The sequence below is a fragment of the Caballeronia grimmiae genome, assembly GCF_000698555.1.
GTDB lineage: Bacteria > Pseudomonadota > Gammaproteobacteria > Burkholderiales > Burkholderiaceae > Caballeronia > Caballeronia grimmiae.
Genome location: NZ_JFHE01000028.1, coordinates 1 through 16963, shown reverse-complemented (window position 1 = coordinate 16963; position 16963 = coordinate 1). Strand labels below are relative to the sequence as shown.

The window sequence follows — 16963 nt, the reverse complement described above, 5'->3', positions numbered from 1 at the left end:
GTCGGGCTTCAGGTTTCAGCAAAAAGGGCAGCTTCGGCTGCCCTTTTTTGTCGGCGCGCGGTTTGTGCGTCGTGCCGCTGCATCGCAAGCGTGGAGCCTGATCCCGCATTGAACGCTGCAACCCGCGACACGACTACAATGCCGGATGCTCCAGCCACGCTGCGTTTCGGCGCATCTCTCAGGCCCGTCTTTTCACCAAGCTTCTCGCATGCGATCTGTCGTTCGTCTGACCGCCTCCGCCACCAGCGCCCTGCCGCGCTGGCTGCTGCTCGCCATCTGCATCACCTATGCGTCGTTCGGCCTCTTTGGCCGCGATCCCTGGAAGAACGAAGACGCGGCCGGCTTCGGCGTCATGTGGACGATGGCCAACGGCGACGCCCGCGACTGGCTCCTGCCGAACCTGATCGGCAAAGCCGCCACCGGCGACGGTCCGCTGATGTACTGGCTCGGCGCGACGTTCATTCGCGTGCTGAGTCCGTGGGTCGATGCGAGCAACGCATCGCGCGTCATTACCGGGCTGCTGTTCTGTCTCGCGTGCGCGTTCGTGTGGTACTCGGCCTATCTGCTTGGCCGGCGTGACGAAGCCCAGCCCTTCAAATACGCTTTCGGCGGCGAGCCGGAACCGCGCGACTACGGCCGCACGCTCGCCGATGGCGCGCTGCTCATCCTGCTCGCGTGCTTCGGTCTTGCGGAACGCGGCCACGAAACCACGCCGCAACTCGCGCAGTTCGCCGGCACCGCGATGCTCATCTACGGCCTCGTCCGCAGCCTCGACAAGCCGATCCACGGCGCGCTCGTGTGGGGCGCGGCGATCGGCGTCGTCGGGTTGTCGAGCTCGCCGGTGCTCGTGTTCGCGCTGCTGCTCTGCACGCTCGCGATGACCGTCATCGTGCGTCAGGTGCGCGCCGCGCCGCTGCTGATTTACGGCTTGCCGGTTGCGGTCGTGCTGATCGCCGCCTGGGTGCTGCCGACGCTCCACTTCTTCCCCGACGACGGCGAATGGTGGCTGCGTCAATGGTGGCGCAACAGCTTCCATACTTTCACCGCGCCGCCGTCGCTCGAACTGGGCTACGCGATCAAGAACCTCCCGCTCTTCACGTGGCCCGCGTGGCCGCTCGCGATCTGGGCGTTCGTGAGCTGGGGCGGCATGCGCCGCTCGCCTCACGTCGCGGTGCCCTTGTCGATCATCGGGCCGCTGCTCGTGCTGGTCGTGCTGCAGGCGCACGAAACCAACCGGCTCTTCATGCTGCTGCTGCCGCCGCTCTCGGTGCTCGCGACGTTCGCGCTGCCCACGCTCAAGCGCGGCGCGATCAACGCGATCGACTGGTTCGCGATGCTGAGCTTCACGATCATCGGCACGCTGGTCTGGCTCGTATGGACGGCCGGCATGTTCGGCTTTCCCGCGCCGATGGCCCGCAATCTCGCTCGTCTGGCGCCGGGCTTTCATCCCGAGTTCAAGCTGATCTCGTTCGTCTGCGCGGTCGCCGTGACGGTCTGCTGGTTCATGCTCGCGCGCTGGCGTCTCACGCGGCATCCGAAGGTGCTGTGGCGCAGCGTCGTATTGTCGAGCGCCGGCACCACGCTGATGTGGGTGCTGCTCATGACCTTGTGGCTTCCGGTGGTCAACTATAGCCGCACCTATCGCGACGTCGCGGAGCAGATCGCATCGCATCTTCCGCCTGATTACACCTGCATCTCCCCGGCGCGCCTGGGCGACGCGCAGATCGCCACGTTCGCCTATTTCGGCGGCATGCAGTTTGCATTCGACGAAGACTGCGACGTGATCCTGCGTCAGGATCGCGCGGACTTCGGCGACCCGTCGTCGATGTCGACGTTCGAATGGAAGCTCGTCTGGGAAGGCCGGCGCGTCGCCGATCGCGACGAGCGGTTCCGCCTGTATGTGCGCATCCAGCGTCCGGTGCCGCCGCCGGCAAAACCCGTGCGCAAGCGCAGCCTGCGCCGGCCGCAATAAAAGGACATGACCTCGATATCACCCGTTCGTACCGGCACGACCGGCATGTGGAGCGATGTGCGAAAGATCGCATCGCTTGCATGGCCCGTGCTGATCGGCCAGCTCGCGGTGATCGCGTTCGGCGTGATCGATACCGCGATGGTCGGCCGCTTCTCCGCCACCGATCTCGCCGCGCTCGGCCTCGGTTCGTCGATCTATATCTCCGTCTACATCGGGCTGACGGGCATTCTGGTCGCGCTGCAGCCGATCGCCGGGCAGCTCTTCGGCGCGGGCCGCGAAAGCGAGATCGGCGAGGAGACGCGTCAGGCGCTGTGGCTCGCGGCGGTCCTCGCCGTCGCCGGTTTCGTCCTGCTCTATTTTCCCGAGCCGCTGCTGAGTCTCGCCAAAGCCCCGCCCGCGCTGCATGACCGCACGGTCGACTATCTGCGCATCCTGTCGTTCGGCTTGCCCGCGAGCCTCGCGTTTCGCGTCTACAGCTCGCTGACGAACGCGGTCGGCAAGCCGCGGCTCGTGATGTTTCTGCAGGTCGGCGGACTCGTGCTCAAGTTTCCGCTCAACACCTGGTTCATCTTCGGCGGCTTCGGCGTGCCCGCGCTCGGCGGGCCGGGCTGCGCGCTCGCGAGCACGCTCATCAACTGGGTGCTGGCGATCGTCGGCATGACGGTGCTGCTGAAGTTCGAGTTCTTCCGTCCATTCGGCATCTTTTCGCGCTTCACGTGGCCCGTGTTCAAGCGACAGGTCGCGCTTCTGCGGCTCGGCATTCCGATGGGCCTCTCGTACCTGATCGAAGTGACGTCATACACGTTCATGGCGCTCTTCATCTCGCGCTTCGGCACGACGACGCTCGCCGGTCATCAGATCGCGGGCAATCTCGGCGCCGTGCTGTACATGACGCCGCTGTCGATCGGCATCGCATCGTCCACGCTGGTCTCGCAGGCGCTCGGCGCGCAACGCTTCGACGATGCCGCGTCGATCTCGCGTCACGGCATCGGCATGGCCTGCGTCCTGGCGCTCGGGTATGGCGTCGCGCTGCTTGCCGCGCGGCCGCACGTGATCGGCGCCTATACGCCCGATCCGAACGTCATCGCCGCAGCCATGCCGCTCGTGCTCATCATCTTCTTCTATCACCTCTGCGACGCGCTCCAGATCACCACGGCGTTCATCCTGCGCGCGTACAAGGTGACGATCGTGCCGACCGTCATCTATGCGATCGCGCTGTGGGGCATCGGACTCGGCGGCGGCTATCTGCTGGGCTTCGATGTCGGCGGCGCGGTGCCGGCTTCGCTGCAAGGCGCACGCGGTTTCTGGATCGCCAATTCGCTCAGTCTCGGCGTGGCGGGCGTCGGCCTCTTTCTCTACTGGCGGCGCGTGAGCACCCGGCATATCAGCACCGTCGACCTGCGCTGAGCCGATTCGTCGCAAAACGTCAACGCTTTCGCACGGGCAGCAAGAAGTACGTAGGCGTCCAGTAGAATCGCGCGTCGAGGAACCCTCGGAGCGAGTGGATGAGCCGCGTTATCAGCAAACAAAAATGGATCCTGGCCGCAACCACCGTACTCGCCGCGCTCGCGTTGAGCGTGGCGAATCATCGGGCCGATGCAGCGCGCGCCGTCAGCGTGTCGCCGCAAGGCAAGGTCGCCCAGGTGAGGCAGGTCGTCGTCAAGTTCGACGAAGCAATGACCGCGTTCGGCAGCCCCGCTGCCGCCGCCCCGGCGAAGCTCGCATGTGACGGCGCGCCGGCGGTTGCCACGGCGGGCAGTGCGCGCTGGATCGACCAGAAGACCTGGGCCTTCGACTTCAACAGCGACCTGCCGCCCGGCGTGCGCTGCGCCGTGGATCTCAACGCGGGCATCAAGTCCGCCGCAGGCAACGCGCTTGCGGGTCCGAGTCACTTCACGTTCCAGACCGGCGGTCCGTTCGTGACGCGCATCGAGCCGAGTGGCGGCGACATCGAAGAAGACCAGGTCTTCGTGCTGCGCCTGAACGGTCCGGCCACGCAAGCCTCCGTGCTCGATCATGTCTGGTGCGAATCGAGCGCGCTCGGCAACCGCATCCCCGTGCGCATGACCGATGACGCGACCCGCACGGCTCTCCTCGAACATTTCCGCTACCAGAAAGAAAGCGATCGCGTGCTCACGCTCGCTTGCCAGCAGCGGCTGCCGTCCGCGTCGAAGATGCAGCTCGTCTTCGGACAAGGCGTGACGGGGCCGAGCGGCATCCCGAACGACGTCGAGAAGCGCTTCGACTACACCGTGCGCGAACCGTTCAAGGCGGGCTTCACGTGCGAACGCGAGAACGCGAACGCGCCGTGCACGCCGCTGAGTCCGGTCCGCCTTTCGTTCACCGCGCCGGTCAGCCGCGCGGACGCAGCGAAGTTCGTGTTGCGCGGGCCGAACGGCAGCGTCGCCCCGCGCTTCAATCCGGACGACAAGGATGCCGAAGTAAGCGCCGTCGAGTTCGCCGCGCCACTGCCGGAGCGCGCTGCGCTGACCATCGAAGCACCGTCGAATCTGAAGGACGTAAGCGGCCGCGCGCTCGCCAACGCGGACTTGTTCCCGCTCAAGACGGCCACCGCCGGGATGCCGCCGCTCGCGAAATTCTCGTCGGGATCGTTCGGGATCATCGAGCGATTCGCCGAACCGGACATGCCCGCCATGCTGCCAGTCACGCTGCGTCACGTCGAAGCGGACCTGCACGTGCAAAGCCTCAATGCCGGCGCTTCCAGGATCACGAAGCTGAAGCTCGATGCGGACACGGACATCCGCCAATGGATGCGAACCGTCGACGTGTTCAACGGCATGACGATGTCGCGCTCCAGCGTCCAGGCGCGCATGCCCGAAGCGTTGCATAACGGCATCGCGCCGGTCATCGTGCGCATTCAGGACGGCGCCGTGAGCAGCGATCCGGCCATCGACATTCGCTCGCTGTCGCTCCTGACCAAGCGCGCGGGCGTCGAAACGCTGACGCTGCCCGCCGCCGATCCGAAGGCGCTGCGGCCGTTCGAAGTCGTCGGCATTCCGTTCACGAAGCCCGGGTTTTATGTCGTCGAACTGGCGTCGCCGGCGCTCGGCGCATCGCTGATGGGCAAGCAACAGTCGATGTTCGTCCGCACGTCGGTGCTCGTCACGAACCTCGGCGTGCATTTCAAGCAAGGGCGCGAAAACAGCGTCGTCTGGGTGACGACGCTCGACAAGGGCAAGCCCGTGCCGAACGCGCAAGTGCGCGTGACGGACTGCAACGGCGATCAGGTCGCGACCGCCACCACCGATGCGCAAGGCATCGCGAAGATCGACAAGCCGCTTGCGGCGGCGCGCGAGTGCGGCGAACGGAGCCTGGCCTACGACGGCTTCTTCGTATCGGCGCGTGTGAACGATCCGGTCACCGGCCCCGACATGGCCTTCGTGCAATCGGACTGGAATCGCGGCATCGAATCATGGCGCTTCAACGTGCCGACGGACATGAGCGTCGCGCGCACCGCACGCGCCCACACCATCTTCGATCGCACGCTGCTGCGCGCGGGCGAAACGGTGTCGATGAAGCATCTGCTGCGCGTCGAGACGCTCGGCGGCTTCGCGTTCGCGAAGAAGTATCCGACGCGCGTGACCATCCGCCATATCGGCAGCGGGCAGACGTGGCATCTGCCGCTCGCGTGGGCCGCGGACCATAGCGCGGATTCCACGTTCAACGTGCCCGCAGCGGCGAAGCTCGGCGAGTACAGCGTATCGCTCGACGACGGCAAGTCCGGCGCAAGCAGCACGGACAACGAGGACAACGGCGGCCCGGTCAGCGAGTCGTACGCGACGGGCAGCTTCCGCGTCGAGGAATTCCGCCTGCCGGTTTTCAAGGGTTCCATTTCGGCCGGCGACAGCAAATCGCCGGGACTCGTCGCCGCGAAGGAAGCGCCGGTTTCCGTGCGACTCGAATATGTGCAGGGCGGCCCGGCGTCGAATCTGCCGGTGCAGGTGTCGGCGCTCGTGCGCGACTCGTACCCGTCCTTCGCTTCGCAATTCGAAGGATTCAGCTTCTCGCCGTATCGCAAGCCGGCGAACGATGGCGCAAGCGCGCCCGCCGAGGATCAGGAAGGCGATGGCGGCGAAGAGCAGCAAGGCGATTCGACGACGAAACTCGTCGCCGACAAGGTGCGCGTGACGCTCGATCGCGATGGCGCGGGCAAGCTGACCGTGATGCCGCTGCCCGCCGTCGATGCGCCGAAGCGTCTCGCGCTCGAAGCCACCTTTGCCGACCCGAACGGCGAGATTCAGACGATCAGCGGCGCGGCGACGCTCTGGCCCGCCGCGGTCGCTGTCGGCGTGAAGGCCGGGCATTGGGTGTCGGTCGGCGATACCGTGCCGGTTCAGGCGCTCGCGCTCGACCTGCAAGGCAAGCCGCGTGCGGGGGTGTCAATCGAAATCAGGGGCATTGCGCGCGTGATGTCCAGCTCGCGCAAGCGCATGGTCGGCGGCTTCTATGCCTACGACAACCACAGCGAGACCAGCGACCTCGGCACGCTCTGCAGCGGCAAGAGCGACGATCACGGCCGGCTCTCCTGCGACGCCAAGCTGAAACAGGCGGGCAACGTCGATCTGATCGCGGTGGCGAAAGACGGCGACGGCCACGAAGCGAACGCAAGCACGTCGGTCTGGGTCACGCGGGAGGACGAACTGTGGTTCGGCGGCGAGAACACGGACCGCATCGACGTGTTGCCGGAAAAAACCAGCTACGAGCCGGGTGAAACCGCGCGCTTCCAAGTCCGCATGCCGTTTCGCGCGGCCACGGCGCTCGTCGCCGTCGAGCGCGAGGGTATCGTCGAGACGCGCGTCGTCGAACTGAACGGCAAGGATCCGACCATCGAACTGAAGGTGCAGGACGCGTGGGGGCCGAACGTGTATGTCTCGGTGCTCGCGCTGCGCGGACGCGTGCGCGAGGTGCCGTGGTACTCGTTCTTCACGTGGGGCTGGAAAGCACCGGTCGAATGGGCGCGTGCGTTCTGGTACGAAGGGCGCCAGTATCAGGCGCCGACGCCGCTCGTCGATCTGTCGAAGCCCGCGTTCCGTTACGGGCTTGCGTCGATCAAGGTCGGCACGGCGTCGCACAAGCTCGCGGTCAGCGTGAGTCCGGACGCGAAATCGTATTCGGTGCGCACGACGGCGCATGTGAAGGTGAAGGCCGCCCTGCCCGATGGCAAGCCCGCGCCGGCCGGCACGCAGATCGCTGTCGCCGCCGTCGACGAAGCCTTGCTCGAACTCATGCCCAACCAAAGCTGGGACGTGCTGGACGCGATGCTGCAACAGCGCGCATACGGCGTGGAAACGGCGACCGCGCAGATGGAAATCGTCGGGCGGCGTCACTTCGGGCGCAAGGCGGTGCCCGCGGGCGGCGGCGGCGGACACGGCGCGACCCGCGAACTCTTCGATACCCTGCTCCTGTGGAATCCGCGCGTCACGCTCGATGCCAACGGCGAAGCATCCGTCGATGTCCCGCTGAACGACGCGCTCACGCGCTTCAGGATCGTCGCGATCGCGGCTGTCGGCGCGGGCCGTTTCGGCACGGGCAGCGCATCGATCCAGACGTCGCAGGACTTGCAGCTCATCTCCGGATTGCCGCCGCTCGTGCGCGTCGGCGACGCGTTCCGCGCGCAGTTCACGCTGCGCAACGCGACATCCCGCACGATGCGCGTCGTACTTGCGCCGCACGCGAGTCCGCTCATGTTCGATGCGCGGACTGTCGAACTGGCGGCGGGATCGTCGCAGGAAGTGGCCTGGGATGTGACCACGCCGGATGTGCTCGGTGCGAACGCTTCCGCCAGCCTCGTCTGGGACGTGAGCGCCAGCGAGCAAGGCACCGGCAAGGCCGCCGACGCCGTGAAACTCACGCAGCGCGTCGTGGCAGCGATTCCGGTGACGGTGCAGCAGGCGACCATCGCACAGGTCGATGGCACGCTCGCGCTGCCCGTCGCCCCGCCCGCCGATGCAACGCAAGCGGCCGATGGCGCGGTGCGTGGCGGCGTCGCGGTATCGCTGCAACCGAAGCTCGCGGACGGCTTGCCGGGCGTGCGCCGCTGGTTCGAGCGTTATCCGTATAACTGCCTCGAACAGCAGACCTCGCGCGCACTCGGCTTGATGGACGCCGCGCAATGGCAAGGCGTGCTCACGCGCATGCCGGCTTATCTCGACGGTGACGGCCTTGCGAATTACTTCCCGCCGTTCGACGATCAGCGCGCGAGCGGCAGCCCGGCGCTGAGTGCGTATCTGCTCGCCGTGACGGACGAAGCCGCGAAGGCGGACCGCCGCTTCGTGCTGCCCGCCGATCTGCGCGACCGGCTGACGGCGGGGCTCGCAAACTTCGTCGAAGGCAAGGTCGAACGCAAGTACTGGGCGCCGCGCAACGATCTTGACTTCGAGAAGCTCGCGGCCATCGAAGCGCTCTCGCGCTACGGTCTTGCGCAGCCGCGCATGCTCGGCTCGATCACGGTCGCGCCGAATCAGTGGCCGACATCGGCGGTGCTCGACTATTACGCGATTCTGTCTCGCGTCGACGGCATCCCGAATCGCGAAGAGAAGCGCGCGCAGGCCGAGCAGATCATTCGTGCGCGGCTCACGTATCAAGGCACGCGTCTCAGCTTCTCCACCGAGCACGACGACGACCTCTGGTGGCTCATGACAAGCGTCGAGACGAACGCCGCACGCACTGCCCTGCTCTTCGCCGATGCGCCCGGCTGGAAGGACGAGATGCCGCGTCTCGTCGCGGGCCTGCTCGCGATGCAGCAGCACGGCGCATGGCAGACGACCACGGCCAACCTGTGGGGATCGCTCGCGGTCGGCCGCTTCTCGCGCCTGTTCGAAAGCACGCCGGTGACGGGCAGCACGGCGGTCGCGCTCGGCTCGTCGGTGCGTGACGTGAACTGGGATGCAGCCGCGCCGGCGGCGATGGCGTCGACGGCATCGGCCACGCCGATCACGAAGACCGCCAACACGCGCAGCACGATGCTGCCGTGGTCGACCGGCTCGCTCACCCTGACGCAAAACGGCGAGGGCAAGCCGTGGGCGACCATCGAAAGCCTTGCGGCAGTTGCGCTGAAGGGGCCGCTCGCGGCCGGCTATCGCATCACGAAGACGGTGACGCCCGTGGAGCCTGCGGTCAAAGGCGTGCTCTCGCGTGGCGACATCGTGCGCGTGCGGCTCGAGATCGACGCGCAAAGCGACATGACCTGGGTCGTCGTCAACGATCCGATTCCCGCCGGCGCGACCATCCTCGGCTCCGGCCTCGGCCGCGATTCCGAAGCGGCGACGCGCGGCGAGAAGCAGGACGGCGCGGCGTGGGCGACGTTCATCGAGCGCAGTTTCGACGGCTATCGCGCGTATTACGACTATGTGCCGAAGGGCGGGCTGAAGGTCGAATACACGATGCGGCTCAACAACGCCGGCACGTTCGGCCTGCCGCCGACGCGCGTCGAAGCGCTCTACGCTCCGTCGACCTTCGGTGCTTTGCCGAATGCGCCGATGGTCGTCAAGCCGCTCGCGGCGAAGTGACACCGTGAAGCGCGCCGCCTGCTTCGTCATCGCGATGGCGCTCTGCGCGGCCGCTCATGCCGCGCCGAGCTTCGACGACGTGCGCGCGAACTGGCGCAGCTCCGACTGGCTGCTGCTCGCCCGCGACGGCGAAACGCTGCAACGCACGCGCATCGACAAGAGCGCGCGGCGCGGCGACTGGATCGCGCTTGCGGAGGTGTCGCCGGCGCTGCGCGAAGCGATCGTCGTTTCGGAGGACAAACGATTCTACGAGCACGCGGGCGTGGACTGGCGCGGGGCCGCCGCCGCCGCGTGGGGCAACCTGTGGAACACGCGCACGCGCGGGGCATCGACGATGACGATGCAGCTCACCGGTCTCATCGGCGATGAAAGCAGAAAGCCGTCCGGGCGGCGGTCGCTTGCGGAAAAGGCGCAGCAGACGGTCAGCGCGTTGTGGCTCGAGCGCACGTGGCGCAAGGATCAGATCCTCGAAGCGTATCTGAACCTCGTGCCGTTTCGCGGCGAGATCATCGGGCTGTCGGCGCTGTCGCAGACGCTCTTCGACAAGGCGCCTTCGGGCCTCGACGAGCGCGAAGCCGCGCTTGCCGCCGCGCTCGTGCGCGCGCCGAATGCGCCGTATGCGAAGGTCGCGGCTCGCGCGTGCCTCATCCTGCGCGACATGCAGTCCTTGCACGCAGACGGCAAACAAAAGGCCGCCGATCCCTGCGTCAATCTCGACAGCTACGCGCAACTGACGCTCACGCGCACCGCCTCGGCGCCGTCGTACGCGCGCGGTGACGATGCGCTCGCGCCGCATTTCGCGCGGCGCGTCGCGGGTGAAGTGCATCCCGCAGCCGGCGCGCGCGCGCGTTCTACGCTCGATGCGCGGCTTCAGCGCTTCGCCCGCGACACGCTCGCCCGCACGCTGGCCGAGCTGAACGCGCGCGCGCATCCGCGCAACGTGCACGACGCGGCGGCGATCGTCATCGACAATGCTTCGGGCGAGGTGCTCGCGTGGGTCGGATCGGCGGGCGGCTTGTCGAACGCACCCGAGGTCGATGCCGTGCTCGCGCAACGTCAGGCCGGCTCGACGCTCAAGCCTTTCCTGTACGCCCAGGCGATCGACGAAAAGCGCCTGACCGCCGCCACGCTGCTCAACGACGCCCCGCTCGATCTCGCGACGGGCGGCGGCCTCTATATCCCGCAGAACTACGATCACGACTTCAAGGGCTGGGTGAGCGTGCGCACGGCGCTCGGCTCGTCGCTGAACGTGCCGGCTGTGCGGGCGCTCGTGCTGGTCACGCCGCATCGCTTTGCAAAGACGCTCGTCGCGCTGGGCCTGCCGCTGTCGCAAGCGGGCGATTACTACGGCTTCAGCCTCGCGCTAGGCAGCGCCGATGTGACGCTCGCCTCGCTTACGAATGCGTATCGGGCGCTGGCGAACGGGGGCATCGCGCGGCCCGTTTTCGCTCTGGCGGACCATCCGGCGGCGCCTGCCGGAACGCGCGCGTTCAGCCCGGAGGCGAGCTTCATCGTCACCGACATACTCGCCGACAACAACGCGCGCACCCGCACGTTCGGCTTCGACAGCGTGCTCGCCACCCGCACGTTCAGCGCGGTCAAGACCGGCACCAGCAAGGACATGCGCGACAACTGGACGGTCGGGTTCACGTCGCGCTATACGGTGGGCGTGTGGGTCGGCAACGCGGACGGCGCGCCGATGTGGGACGTCTCCGGCGTGACGGGCGCAGCGCCCGCGTGGAATGCGCTCGTCAACTATCTGCATCGGCGTGCAGGCAGCCGCGCGCCCGATGCGCCGCCGGGCGTCGTGAAGACGCGCCTCGCGTATCAGGACGATATCGAGCCGGCGCGCGACGAATGGTTCGTGCGCGGCACGCAGATGGACCGGATCGGCCTGACGGCGACGGCTGCGGCGGCAACCCGCACCGTGCGCCTCGACGCCAAGGCCGCGAAAATCGGCGCGCCGACCGACGGCACGATTTTCGCGCTCGATCCCGACATTCCGCCCGCGCGCCAGCGCGTGTGGTTCGAACGCACGGGCGGCGGCCGTCTCGTCTGGCGGCTCGATGGCAAGCCGTTCGGGCACGATGCTCGCGCCGCCTGGCTGCCGTGGCCGGGCCGGCATGTGCTCGAACTCGTCGATGCGCGCGGCGAAACGGTCGACAAGGTCGGCTTCGAAGTGCGCGGTGCGTTCGCAAAGACAGCCGGGCCGGCATCGAAATAGGTTGGCTGGATCACGCGAACATTGGCATCGCGAAAGTTCTCTCGCCGGCAATTGCTTCGCGGCAGGCTTCTTATCTCTCCGACGATAAAGATTGGGCGCAAACGCGGCGCATCCTGCCGGGTCATGCAAAATGCCCACGGTCGACGCCCAGGGCGGGAAATTGTCCTATGCTTGACGGCGTTGCCCGCCTGATTCCTTCGGCGGTACGTGCCTGAGCGTTTCCGATCCACTGTTTCGATTCCTTTGTCCGGAGTGCCGTCATGCTGAAGAAGCTGTTGATGCTGTGCGTTGCGTTCATGCTGTCCATCGGCGCCGCGTTGGCCGCCGTCGATGTCAATACCGCCGATCAAGCCGCGCTCGAAGCGGTGAAAGGGCTTGGGCCGGTAAAATCGAAGGCGATCGTCGATGAACGCACGAAGAACGGACCGTATAAGGACGCCGACGACCTCGCGAACCGTGTGAAGGGCCTCGGCACGAAATCGGTGGCGAAGCTGGAGGAGAATGGGCTGACTATCGGCGGCTCGTCGCTGCCGCCCACCGGCAAGACTTCGACGCCCTCGTCGACGAAGCCGCAAGGCGGCGCGGCGCCCAATTCGACGATCAGGTCATCGACGGCGGCGACGGCGGCGACATCGCCCGCGGCCACGAACGAGCGGACGCCGGCTGTGACGCCGGCGTCGGGCCCGTCCACTGCTTCCGGCAAGAAGAAATCGAGCGCGACGAGTGCCGCGGCATCGGCATCGGCCGCGACGAGCGACGCGAAAGCGTCCAAATCAAAGCGCAAGAAAGACAAAGCGGCGAGCGCCACGGCCGCCAGCGGTCTGTGAAGCGCAACGTTACCCGAAACCTTTTGTAGTGAGATAGAAATGAGCCTACTCGATATCCTCGCCTCCTCCCTCGGCAACTCGTCGCAACAAGGCGGCCAGAGCGGCGGCGGTCAGGCCGCGCTGATCGCGGCGGCGCTTGAGTTCGTCAACAGCCAGCCTGGCGGCATCGCGGGCCTGATTCAGCGTTTTCATCAGAACGGCGCGGGCGATATCGTGTCGTCGTGGATCGGCACGGGTGAGAACAAGCCGATTAGCCCGGGACTGCTGACTAATGTGCTCGGGTCCGAGAATGTCGGCGCGCTGGCGCAGAAGGCGGGCGTGTCGGGCGATCAGCTTTCGGGATTGCTGGCGACTGTGCTGCCGCATATCGTCGACCGTGCCACGCCGAACGGCGAAGTGCCGCCGGAAGGAAAGCTGGATCTGACGGGCGTGCTGGGGTCGCTGGGCGGCCTCGCCGGGCTGTTCGGGGGAAGCGAGAGCCCGAAGCAAGGATAAGACGCGGTTCGTCCTGCATTGGGATGACTTGAAGGCCCCACCCGGCGAAGCCGGGCGGGGCTTTTGCTTTTTCGATTTTTATTTGCACGGCAGCTTGTATAGAGCAGCAGGCTGTTCTTCGAGGGTTTGCTGGCAAAGAAAAATCGCCACACCGCCCAATGCGATGTTGGCCTCCACGCTGCACCTCTTAACTTCGGCGATTCCGTGTGTGTGGGTTGTCGCGTCTCGATGACCCGTAGCGACGATCTTGAATTCAACCAAGCTAGTTTGAATAACTTGGTGCGAATAGCTTAGTTACCGTCAATATTAATTAGTATTGTTGACGAACTTCGACACACCGACAAAGGCGTAACGGATACCCTGAAAGCACCGAATATCAGGAGCTTTCATGGCGGACATGTTCATTAAAATCGACGGCATCGCAGGCGAGTCACAAGACTTGACTCACCCCGGTGAAATTGAGGTCTCCAGTTGGGAATGGAAGATTTCCGCACCGGCCACGTCCGGCTCTGGCGGCGGAGCAGGCAAGGCCACCGCGTCGGATTTTTCATTCGCCCATCAGATTGATCGCTCGAGTCCCAACCTGATGCGGTTCTGCCTCGAAGGGCGGCGAATTTCAAAGGCCGTCTTTTCCATGCGCAAGGCTGGCGGTGTGCCCCTCGATTTCTGCAAGATCACTATGTCCGATGTGGTCGTGACCAAGTGCCATCCGTCGGCGATCGGCAGTCTCAACGACGAGCATGTGACGCTGTCCTTTACCAAGGTTAAGCAGGAATACGTGCTTCAGAACACGATGGGCGGCTCCGCTGGCACGGTCTGCGCCGAATCCGACATCAAGAAAAATGTTTCGGAAAACTGAACGCCCCGCAAATATCGTGACCATCGGCGTCGCAGCTCTGTTAATCGGCCTCGCTGCCATCACGGCATGGAACAACCTGAGCTTCATCGCGGCGGCATCAACGACCGAAGCGAAAGTCATCCGACTAATCGCCGGTAGCGGACGGCATCCCATCATCGAATTCAACACGCGCGATGGCGAGCGTGTCTCTGTTCCTGCCAGCAGCCTGCAACGTCTCGAAGTGGGCGACCGGATCGAGATCCTCTATCTGCGTCAAAGCCCAAGGGCTATGTCGAAGTTGAACCAGCCACTGCTTCTATGGGGGGACACGCTTGTTCTGCTCATCGTCGGCATCCCGGTGCTCGTTGCGGGCCTTCTCGGACAGTCGATCAGCAGAGGGAAATAATGCACGTTTCCGAATGGAAGTTTGGTACGTCCGCGACCGGCGGTGGAGGCATTGGGACCGTGCTGTTGTCCGGCGGGTTGATTGTGCTGGCAGACCCGAAAGAAACACTGCACGCCTTTCACTATGGCGGTTTCGGATTCGGTATCAGCAAGAGACTGCCCGAGCGCATACGCTTACCTGACCTCAGGCTCCGGCGACGGGCTGGGGGTACTGTGCTGTCGGGCACTGGGGGAACGACGCAATTCGATAGCTATGGCGTGGTTTATTCCCTGATCGAAGAGCGCGAACTGATCGCGAATGACTTCACAGGCGGAGTGATCTACGCCGAGGTTAGTGCGGGCGCGCTCTTCGCGGTCGGCGGTTCGTGCCTCTTCGTTGGTATCGATCAGAAAGTGATGATGCTCGCAACACTCAATCCCGGCCTTTTCGCTCGCTTTCTGTTGCGCAACGCCAAGGCGATGATCGTCGTCGTTGGCGACAGTGAGGGGTTGATCGACGGTATTGGCGGCGGAGCGATGCTAGGTGCAATGACCTACGAGGGACCGTTTAAAGAATAAGCGCTTCGTCATTTTTCGGCGACAGGGTTACGATGTGGCCGTTTATTTTGCGGTCGGTCGACGCACAGCGGAGCGAACAGGGCGTAACGGGAAGCTAGATGTAGAAAAAGGCAACGGTCCCCCGTTGCCTTTCCACCGCTCCCCCCCGCAGCAAGGGAGCGAACCACACCTTAATGCACCACCCGGTCAAACACAAACTCGCCATCCCGGATATCAACCGGAATCACATCCTTAGGCCCAAAGCGCCCCGCAAGAATGAGCTTGGCCACCGGATTTTCGATCTCCTGCTGAATCGCCCGCTTCAACGGACGCGCACCGAACACCGGGTCATAACCCACCTTCGCGATCTGCTCCAGCGCCGCATCCGACACATCGAGCTGCATATCCAGCTTGGCCAGCCGGTCATGCAAGCGCTGCAGTTGAATCTTCGCGATCGACTCGATATTCGCCCGATCGAGCGAATGGAATACCACGACATCATCGATACGATTCAGGAACTCCGGCCGGAAATGCAGTTTCACTTCTTCCCAGACCGCGTCTTTCACCCTGTCGTGCGGTTCGTCGACCATGCCCTGAATCACATGCGATCCGAGATTCGACGTCATCACGATCACCGTGTTCTTGAAGTCCACGGTACGGCCCTGTCCATCGGTCATGCGGCCATCGTCCAGCACTTGCAGCAGCACGTTGAACACATCCGGATGCGCCTTCTCGATCTCATCGAGCAGAATCACGCTATACGGCTTGCGGCGCACCGCTTCAGTCAGGTAACCGCCCTCTTCGTAACCGACGTATCCCGGCGGCGCGCCAATCAGCCGCGCGACGCTGTGCTTCTCCATGAATTCGCTCATGTCGATGCGGATAAGATGCTCCTCCGAATCGAACAGAAACGCCGCGAGCGCCTTGCACAGTTCCGTCTTGCCGACGCCCGTCGGCCCCAGGAACAGGAACGAACCATACGGACGGTTCGGATCGGAAAGACCCGCGCGTGAACGGCGGATCGCATCGGCCACCGCGCCGATCGCTTCATCCTGGCCGACGACGCGCTCATGCAGCTTGCCCTCGATCTGCAGCAGCTTCTCGCGCTCACCCTGCATCATGCGCGACACGGGAATGCCCGTCGACCGCGACACCACTTCCGCAATCTCCTCCGCGCCGACCTGCGTGCGCAAGAGACGCGGACGCGTCGGATTGTTCTGCTCCTGCGATTCGGCCTGCGTGACCTGCTTCAGCCGCGCTTCGAGTTCGGGCAGCTTGCCGTACTGCAACTCGGCGACCTTCTCGAGCTTGCCCTCGCGCTGCAAACGAGCGATGTCAGCGCGAACTTTCTCAATCTCTTCCTTCAGTTGCGCGCTGCCCTGCACCGCGGCCTTCTCGGCGGTCCAGATTTCTTCGAGATCGGAATACTCGCGGTTGAGCCGCTCGATTTCCTCTTCGATGAGTTGCAGCCGCTTCTGCGATGCCTCGTCCTTTTCCTTCTTCACCGCCTCGCGTTCGATCTTGAGCTGAATGAGACGGCGATCCAGCTTGTCCATCTCTTCGGGCTTCGAATCGATTTCCATCTTGATGCGCGACGCCGCTTCGTCGATCAGATCGATCGCCTTGTCCGGCAGAAAACGGTCGGTGATATAGCGATGCGACAGTTCCGCCGCCGCGACGATCGCCGGATCGGTGATTTCGACACCGTGGTGAAGCTCGTACTTCTCCTGCAAGCCGCGCAGGATCGCGATGGTCGCTTCCACCGACGGTTCATCCACGAGCACTTTCTGGAAACGGCGCTCGAGCGCCGCGTCCTTCTCGATGTACTTGCGGTACTCGTCGAGCGTCGTCGCGCCGATGCAATGCAGCTCGCCGCGCGAGAGCGCAGGCTTCAGCATGTTGCCCGCATCCATCGCGCCTTCGGCCTTGCCGGCGCCGACCATCGTGTGGATTTCATCGATGAAGACGATGGTCTGCCCTTCGTCCTTCGCAATGTCGTTCAGCACGGCCTTCAGGCGTTCCTCGAACTCGCCGCGATACTTCGCGCCCGCGAGCAGCGCCGCCATGTCGAGCGACAGCACGCGCTTGCCCTTGAGCGTCTCCGGCACTTCGCCGTTGACGATGCGCTGCGCGAGC

10 protein-coding genes are annotated in these 16963 nt (G+C 65.0%); 9 read left to right on the top strand and 1 reads right to left on the bottom strand.

Annotated elements, in window-relative coordinates; translation table 11 throughout:
• The first annotated feature begins 208 nt into the window (after positions 1-208).
• The 9 genes from BG57_RS22500 to BG57_RS22455 all read left to right on the top strand — a co-directional run bounded on the left by BG57_RS22500 (position 209) and on the right by BG57_RS22455 (position 14848).
• Positions 209-1972, top strand: coding sequence for an ArnT family glycosyltransferase (locus BG57_RS22500; RefSeq protein WP_035968247.1), 1764 nt, complete (start codon positions 209-211; stop codon positions 1970-1972).
• A 45-nt stretch (positions 1973-2017) separates the two neighbouring features.
• Positions 2018-3379: an MATE family efflux transporter gene (locus BG57_RS22495; protein ID WP_035968245.1), complete on the top strand. Its 1362-nt coding sequence runs from the start codon at positions 2018-2020 to the stop codon at positions 3377-3379.
• A gap of 98 nt (positions 3380-3477) precedes the next feature.
• Positions 3478-9501 carry an Ig-like domain-containing alpha-2-macroglobulin family protein gene (locus BG57_RS22490; protein ID WP_035968244.1) on the top strand — a complete coding sequence of 2008 codons (6024 nt, stop codon included), beginning with the start codon at positions 3478-3480 and terminating at the stop codon, positions 9499-9501.
• The gene (gene pbpC, locus BG57_RS22485) at positions 9464-11725 is read left to right on the top strand and encodes a penicillin-binding protein 1C (protein WP_081850963.1); all 2262 of its coding nucleotides are present in this window, start codon (positions 9464-9466) and stop codon (positions 11723-11725) included. Before BG57_RS22490 ends, pbpC begins: the two co-directional genes overlap by 38 nt.
• Positions 11726-11985: 260 nt before the next feature.
• Entirely contained in the window at positions 11986-12552 is a 567-nt protein-coding gene (locus BG57_RS22480; protein ID WP_035968239.1) for a ComEA family DNA-binding protein, read from the top strand.
• A 39-nt stretch (positions 12553-12591) separates the two neighbouring features.
• Positions 12592-13047 carry a YidB family protein gene (locus BG57_RS22475; protein ID WP_035968237.1) on the top strand — a complete coding sequence of 152 codons (456 nt, stop codon included), beginning with the start codon at positions 12592-12594 and terminating at the stop codon, positions 13045-13047.
• A gap of 388 nt (positions 13048-13435) precedes the next feature.
• On the top strand, positions 13436-13906 hold the full coding sequence (locus tag BG57_RS22465; protein WP_035968232.1) for an Hcp family type VI secretion system effector: 471 nt from the start codon (positions 13436-13438) through the stop codon (positions 13904-13906).
• 16 nt (positions 13907-13922) lie between these two features.
• The gene (locus BG57_RS22460; protein WP_035968230.1) at positions 13923-14291 is read left to right on the top strand and encodes a DUF3592 domain-containing protein; all 369 of its coding nucleotides are present in this window, start codon (positions 13923-13925) and stop codon (positions 14289-14291) included.
• Positions 14291-14848: a hypothetical protein gene (locus BG57_RS22455; RefSeq protein WP_035968229.1), complete on the top strand. Its 558-nt coding sequence runs from the start codon at positions 14291-14293 to the stop codon at positions 14846-14848. The genes BG57_RS22460 and BG57_RS22455 overlap by 1 nt, the downstream gene beginning before the upstream one ends.
• Before the next feature lie 170 nt (positions 14849-15018).
• Here the strand turns inward: BG57_RS22455 and BG57_RS22450 are convergent.
• Positions 15019-16963, bottom strand: a 1945-nt coding sequence (locus tag BG57_RS22450; RefSeq protein ID WP_035968225.1) for an AAA family ATPase, incomplete at its 5' end; no start/stop codon positions are given.

Bases quoted from the DNA above. Each gene is read 5' to 3' on its own strand.
- BG57_RS22500 (WP_035968247.1), top strand. From the start codon at position 209: ATGCGATCTGTCGTTCGTCTGACCGCCTCCGCCACCAGCGCCCTGCCG.
- BG57_RS22495 (WP_035968245.1), top strand. From the start codon at position 2,018: ATGTGGAGCGATGTGCGAAAGATCGCATCGCTTGCATGGCCCGTGCTG.
- BG57_RS22490 (WP_035968244.1), top strand. From the start codon at position 3,478: ATGAGCCGCGTTATCAGCAAACAAAAATGGATCCTGGCCGCAACCACC.
- pbpC (WP_081850963.1), top strand. From the start codon at position 9,464: ATGCGCCGATGGTCGTCAAGCCGCTCGCGGCGAAGTGACACCGTGAAG.
- BG57_RS22480 (WP_035968239.1), top strand. From the start codon at position 11,986: ATGCTGAAGAAGCTGTTGATGCTGTGCGTTGCGTTCATGCTGTCCATC.
- BG57_RS22475 (WP_035968237.1), top strand. From the start codon at position 12,592: ATGAGCCTACTCGATATCCTCGCCTCCTCCCTCGGCAACTCGTCGCAA.
- BG57_RS22465 (WP_035968232.1), top strand. From the start codon at position 13,436: ATGGCGGACATGTTCATTAAAATCGACGGCATCGCAGGCGAGTCACAA.
- BG57_RS22455 (WP_035968229.1), top strand. From the start codon at position 14,291: ATGCACGTTTCCGAATGGAAGTTTGGTACGTCCGCGACCGGCGGTGGA.